This is a genomic window from Streptomyces coryli, from assembly GCF_011044975.1.
GTDB lineage: Bacteria > Actinomycetota > Actinomycetes > Streptomycetales > Streptomycetaceae > Streptomyces > Streptomyces coryli.
Map to the genome: position 1 here is coordinate 1 of NZ_JAAKZV010000363.1, position 5,803 is coordinate 5,803.

The 5,803-nt window shown below is 69.9% G+C and carries 7 protein-coding genes and 1 pseudogene; all 8 read right to left on the reverse strand.

What is annotated here, in order from left to right:
• Positions 1-163 precede the first annotated feature (163 nt).
• Positions 164-649, reverse strand: a pseudogene (gene hisF, locus G5C51_RS39250) (imidazole glycerol phosphate synthase subunit HisF); the annotation flags it as partial.
• Between the two features lie 3 nt (positions 650-652).
• Positions 653-1,045 (reverse strand): Rid family hydrolase, encoded by a 393-nt coding sequence (locus tag G5C51_RS39255; protein ID WP_165245261.1) that lies wholly within the window; start codon positions 1,043-1,045, stop codon positions 653-655.
• Positions 1,042-1,767 (reverse strand): bifunctional 1-(5-phosphoribosyl)-5-((5-phosphoribosylamino)methylideneamino)imidazole-4-carboxamide isomerase/phosphoribosylanthranilate isomerase PriA, encoded by a 726-nt coding sequence (gene priA / locus G5C51_RS39260; RefSeq protein ID WP_165245263.1) that lies wholly within the window; start codon positions 1,765-1,767, stop codon positions 1,042-1,044. Before priA ends, G5C51_RS39255 begins: the two co-directional genes overlap by 4 nt.
• Positions 1,764-2,402, reverse strand: a complete 639-nt coding sequence (hisH, locus tag G5C51_RS39265) for an imidazole glycerol phosphate synthase subunit HisH (protein ID WP_165245265.1) — start codon at positions 2,400-2,402, stop codon at positions 1,764-1,766. The genes priA and hisH overlap by 4 nt, the downstream gene beginning before the upstream one ends.
• Positions 2,403-2,409: 7 nt before the next feature.
• A complete protein-coding gene (locus tag G5C51_RS39270) occupies positions 2,410-2,574 on the reverse strand; it encodes a hypothetical protein (protein ID WP_165245266.1) in 165 nt (54 codons plus the stop codon).
• Positions 2,571-3,167 carry an imidazoleglycerol-phosphate dehydratase HisB gene (gene hisB / locus G5C51_RS39275; protein WP_165245268.1) on the reverse strand — a complete coding sequence of 199 codons (597 nt, stop codon included), beginning with the start codon at positions 3,165-3,167 and terminating at the stop codon, positions 2,571-2,573. Before hisB ends, G5C51_RS39270 begins: the two co-directional genes overlap by 4 nt.
• Positions 3,164-4,258 (reverse strand): histidinol-phosphate transaminase, encoded by a 1,095-nt coding sequence (locus G5C51_RS39280; protein ID WP_165245270.1) that lies wholly within the window; start codon positions 4,256-4,258, stop codon positions 3,164-3,166. Before G5C51_RS39280 ends, hisB begins: the two co-directional genes overlap by 4 nt.
• Positions 4,255-5,577, reverse strand: coding sequence for a histidinol dehydrogenase (hisD, locus tag G5C51_RS39285; RefSeq protein ID WP_165245272.1), 1,323 nt, complete (start codon positions 5,575-5,577; stop codon positions 4,255-4,257). Before hisD ends, G5C51_RS39280 begins: the two co-directional genes overlap by 4 nt.
• Positions 5,578-5,803: the final 226 nt, after the last annotated feature.

Below are 5,803 nucleotides of genomic sequence, written 5' to 3' on the forward strand. Positions count from 1 at the left end.
TGTTATAGTGATGGCAGATTTTAATTCTCCACTCCAGTATTTGAAAGAAGATTCGAGGGACCGGACCTCTATAGGTTCTCTAGAATACGATGAAAATTCCGACACGATTATACCGAGCTTTTTTTTTGGTAATCGTCGGCAGCGTCAGCTGTGTATAAGAGACAGCCCGATGCGCCCACTCGACCGCATCGATCCCGGTCCCCCGCCGCCCCCCATGCGTCGTGACCTCAAACGAGCCCGACTCCGTCCGCCGAGCATCCACCGACAGCACCAGCACCTGCCGCCCGAACCGCTCCGCGATCTCGGAGATCAGCTCCGGCCGCGCGATAGCCGCCGTATTCACCCCGACCTTGTCCGCCCCCGCCCGCAGCAGCTTGTCCACGTCCTCCGGCGTACGGACGCCACCGCCCACCGTCAGCGGGATGAAGACCTGCTCAGCCGTGCGCCGGACCACGTCGTACGTGGTCTCCCGGTCGCCGCTCGACGCCGTGATGTCCAGGAACGTGAGCTCGTCCGCGCCCTCGGCGTCGTAAAGCTTCGCCATCTCGACGGGGTCACCCGCATCGCGCAGGTTCTTGAAGTTGACGCCCTTCACCACCCGGCCGCCGTCGACGTCCAGGCAGGGGATGACACGGACCGCGAGGGTCATAACTCAGCTCGCTCCTCGGTATGCCTCGACCTCGACCTCGACCACGAGACTGGGGTCGACGAAGCCGGAGACCACGATCATCGACGTCGCCGGGCGCACGTCGTCGAACAGTTGCTTGTGCGCCCGGCCGACGTCGTCGACGTCCCGGGCGTGGGTGATGTACATGCGGGTACGGACCACGTCCTCGCGGCCCAGACCGGTCTTCTGCAGCGCGTCGAAGGCCACCTGGAAAGCCGCCATCGCCTGGTCGTACGGGCCGCCGGCATCGATGCCGCCGTTCACCGTCGAGGTGCAGCCGGAGACCAGCACCAGGCCGGTCGGCAGCTCGACCGCGCCGGAGCTGCCGAAGCGCTCGTCCCACTGACTGCCCGAGCCGTACCGCCGGACTTCGCTCACGAGACCGCCTCCAGAGCCTCCTCCAAGGTGAACGCCTTGGCGTAGAGGGCCTTGCCGACGATCGCGCCTTCGACACCCTCTGGTACCAGGGTCGCAAGTGCCCGCAGATCGTCAAGTGAGGAGACCCCGCCGCTGGCCACGACGGGCCGGTCGGTACGGGCGCAGACGCTGCGCAGCAGCTCCAGATTCGGGCCCTTCAGGGTCCCGTCCTTGTTGATGTCGGTCACGACATAGCGCGCGCAGCCCTCGGAATCCAGCCGCCCCAGCGTCTCGTAAAGATCCCCGCCATCCCGCGTCCACCCCCGCCCCCGCAGCGTCGTCCCACGCACGTCCAGGCCCACCGCGATCTTGTCCCCATGCTCGGCGATGACCTTGGCGACCCACTCCGGAGTCTCCAGCGCGGCAGTGCCGAGGTTGACGCGGCGGCAGCCGGTGGCGAGAGCCGCGGCGAGCGAGTCGTCGTCGCGGATGCCGCCGGACAGCTCGACCTTGATGTCCATGGCCTGCGCGACCTCGGAGATCAGCGCGCGGTTGTCGCCCGTACCGAAGGCGGCGTCCAGGTCGACCAGGTGCAGCCACTCGGCGCCGGACCGCTGCCAGGCGAGGGCGGCCTCCAGCGGGGAGCCGTAGGACGTCTCCGTACCGGATTCGCCGTGCACGAGGCGGACGGCCTGTCCGGCGCGGACGTCGACGGCGGGGAGCAGCTCAAGAGGGGAGGTCATGACAGGCTCTCGATCCAATTCGTCAGCAGCTGGGCGCCGGCGTCGCCGGACTTCTCGGGGTGGAACTGGGTCGCCCACAGCGGGCCGTTCTCCACTGCGGCGACGAACCGCTCGCCGTGGGTGGACCAGGTGACCAGCGGGGGCGTCATGGCGGCGCTGGTGGCCTCGAAGTTCCAGTCGTGGACCGCGTACGAGTGCACGAAGTAGAAGCGCTCGTCCGCGCCCACGCCCGCGAAGAGCTTCGAGCCCGCCGGCACGTCGACCGTGTTCCACCCCATGTGCGGTACGACGTCGGCCTTGAGGTCCGACACCGTGCCGGGCCACTCGTCCATGCCCTCGGTCTCCACGCCGTGCTCGACGCCGCGGGCGAAGAGGATCTGCATGCCGACGCAGATGCCCATCACCGGCCGGCCGCCGGCCAGACGCCGTTCGACGATCCAGTCGCCGCGCGCCGCGCGCAGCCCGCGCATGCAGGCGGCGAAGGCGCCGACGCCGGGGACCAGCAGCCCGTCGGCGTTCATGGCGGCGTCGTAGTCGCGGGTGATCTCGACGTCCGCGCCGGTACGGGCTATCGCGCGCTCGGCGGAACGGACGTTGCCGAAGCCGTAGTCGAAGACGACGACCTTCTTGCTCATCGAGTCCTCACTCCCAGACGTCGAGGCGGAGAACCCCCGCCAGCAGCGCGAACACCGAGCAGGCCGCGAGCAGAATGATCACGCCCTTCGGCTGCTTCTGCCGGGCGAAGGAGTACGCCCCGCCGGCCAGGAACAGGCCGACGAAGAGCAGCAGCACCGAAAGGCCGGTCACAGCGCGCCCTTCGTCGACGGGATGACGCCCTGCGCCCGCGGGTCGATCTCCGACGCGTACCGCAGCGCCCGCGCGAGCGCCTTGAACTGGCACTCCACGATGTGGTGGGCGTTGCGCCCGTACGGCACGTGCACGTGCAGCGCGATCTGCGCCTGGGCGACGAGGGATTCGAGGATGTGCCGGGTCATCGTCGTGTCGTACTCCGCGCCGATCATCGGGGCCATGCCCTCGGGCTCGGAGTGGACGAGGTAAGGACGCCCGGACAGATCGACGGTCACCTGAGCCAGCGACTCGTCCAGCGGCACCGAGGCGTTGGCGAAGCGGACGATGCCGCGCTTGTCGCCGAGGGCCTGCTTGAAGGCGGCACCGAGGGCGAGGGCGGTGTCCTCGATGGTGTGGTGCGAGTCGATGTGCAGGTCGCCGTCGGTCTTGACCGTCAGGTCGAAGAGGCCGTGGCGGCCCAGCTGGTCGAGCATGTGGTCGAAGAAGCCGACGCCCGTCGCGACGTCCACCTTGCCGGTGCCGTCGAGGTTGATCTCGACGACGACGGAGGTCTCCTTGGTGCTGCGCTCAACACGGCCCACGCGGGTCATGCGCTGTTCTCCTTCACGGTGGCGCGGATGGCGTCCAGAAAGGCGTCGTTCTCGTCCGGCGTGCCCGCGGTGACGCGCAGGAAGCCCGGCACCCCGTTGTCGCGGACCAGGACGCCGTGGTCGAGGAGCCGCTGCCAGGTGGCGTGCGCGTCCTCGAAGCGACCGAACTGGACGAAGTTGGCGTCGGAGGCGGTCACTTCGCAGCCGAGCGCCTCCAGCTCGGTGACCAGCCGGTCGCGCTCGCCCTTGAGCTGCTGGACGTAGGCGAGCAGCGTATCGGTGTACTCCAGGGCCGCGAGCGCGGTGGCCTGGGTGACCGAGGACAGGTGGTACGGCAGCCGCACCAGCTGCACCGCGTCGACCACGGCCGGGTCGGCGGCGAGATAGCCGAGCCGCAGCCCGGCGGCGCCGAAGGCCTTCGACATGGTGCGGGTGATGACGAGATTCGGGCGGCCGTCGAGCAGGTCGAGCAGCGAGTCGCCGTGGCTGAATTCGTTGTACGCCTCGTCGACGACGACCATGCCGGGGGCGGCCTCGTACAGCTCGAGGACCGTCTCGCGGCCGACGGCGGTGCCGGTCGGGTTGTTCGGCGAGCAGATGAAGACGACGTCGGGGGCGAGCTCGCGGATCTGCTCGACGGCGCGCTCGGCGTCGATGGTGAAGTCGTCGTTCCGCGCGCCCGAGATCCAGCCGGTGCCGGTGCCGCGCGAAATGATCGAGTGCATCGAGTACGACGGGTCGAAGCCGATCGCCGTACGCCCCGGGCCGCCGAAGGTCTGCAGCAGCTGCTGGATGATCTCGTTGGAGCCGTTGGCGGCCCAGACGTTCGCCAGGCCGACCTCGTGGCCGGTGGTCTTCGTCAGATACGCGGCCAGCTCCGTGCGCAGCTCGACGGCGTCCCGGTCCGGGTAGCGGTTGAGGTGACGGGCCGCCTCGGTGACCCGCTCGCCGATGCGCTGGACCAGCGGCTCGGGCAGCGGGTAGGGGTTCTCATTCGTATTCAGCCGCACCGGGACGTCGAGCTGCGGGGCTCCGTACGGGGACTTGCCGCGGAGCTCGTCGCGGATGGGGAGATCGTCGATTCGGGTCACTGTTCCGTCGGTACCTTCCAACCGAAGCGGGCCTTCAGGGCGGCCCCGTGCGCGGGCAGATCCTCTGCGTTGGCGAGAGTGACGACGTGATGCGTCACCTCGGCCAGCGCGTCGCGGGTGTAGTCCACGACATGGATGCCGCGCAGGAAGGACTGGACGGACAGACCGGAGGAGTGGCAGGCGCAGCCGCCGGTGGGCAGGACGTGGTTCGAGCCCGCGGCGTAGTCGCCCAGGGAGACCGGGGACCACGGGCCGACGAACACCGCGCCCGCGTTCCGCACCCGGTCGGCGACGGCGGCGGCGTCGGCGGTCTGGATCTCCAGGTGCTCGGCGCCGTAGGCGTTGACCACGGCGAGGCCGGCCTCGACCGAGTCGACGAGCACGATCGCGGACTGCTTGCCGGTGAGCGCCGGCACGATCCGCTCGTCGCGGTGCTTGGCCACGGCGACCTGCGCCTCGAGCTCCTTGGCCACGCCGTCGGCGAGCTCCTCGGAGTCGGTGACCAGCACCGAGGCGGCCAGCGGGTCGTGCTCGGCCTGGCTGATCAGGTCGGCCGCGACGTGCGCCGGGTCGGCGGTGGCGTCGGCGAGGACGGCGATCTCGGTCGGTCCGGCTTCGGAGTCGATGCCGATGACGCCGGTGAAGTAGCGCTTGGCGGCGGCCACCCAGATGTTGCCCGGGCCCATCACCATCGGCGCGGGCGGGCAGGACTCGGTGCCGTACGCGAACATCGCGACGGCGGTGGCGCCGCCCGCCGCGTACACCTCGTCGACGCCGAGCAGCGCGCAGGCGGCCAGGATCGTGGGGTGCGGCAGGCCGCCGAACTCCTTCTGGGCCGGCGAGGCAAGCGCGATCGACGGGACCTCGGCCTCCTGGGCCGGGACCACGTCCATGATCACTGAGGAGGGGTAGACGGCCCGGCCGCCGGGCGCGTAGAGCCCGACGCGGTCCACCGGGACCCACTTCTCGGTGACCGTGCCACCGGGCACGACCTGCGTGGTCTCGGTTTTACGCCGCTGAGCGCGGTGCACGATCCGGGCCCGCCGGATGGACTCCTCCAGGGCGGCGCGGACCTCCGGGTCCAGGGTCTCCAGCGCCTCGGCGATCGCCGCGGCCGGGACCCGTACGCTCTCCAGCCGCACGCCGTCGAACTTCTCCGCGTACTCGACCAGCGCCGCGTCGCCGCGATGATGCACGTCTTCGCAGATCGGACGCACCTTTTCCACGGCGGCCGAGACATCGAAGTCAGCACGGGGCAGCAGCTCGCGCTCGATCCCGCCCTCCAGGGCGGATCCACGCAGGTCGATTCGGGTGATCACGCCCTCCAGTGTCTCAGACCTGCACCTCCCCGCGTCCCGCCAGTCCACGATGCGGGCCCCTCGCCGGGGTGGCGGGCCGTTCTCGGCCTCAAACGCCGGCCGGGCTTCATACCGGCGCTGCGCGCCTTGTCCTCAAGCGCCGGACAGGCTTGTTTGTGGCCGGGCGCCGCAGGCGCGATCGCCGCGCGCAGCGCGGAACAAGGGCCCCCGGGGAATTACCCCCTCC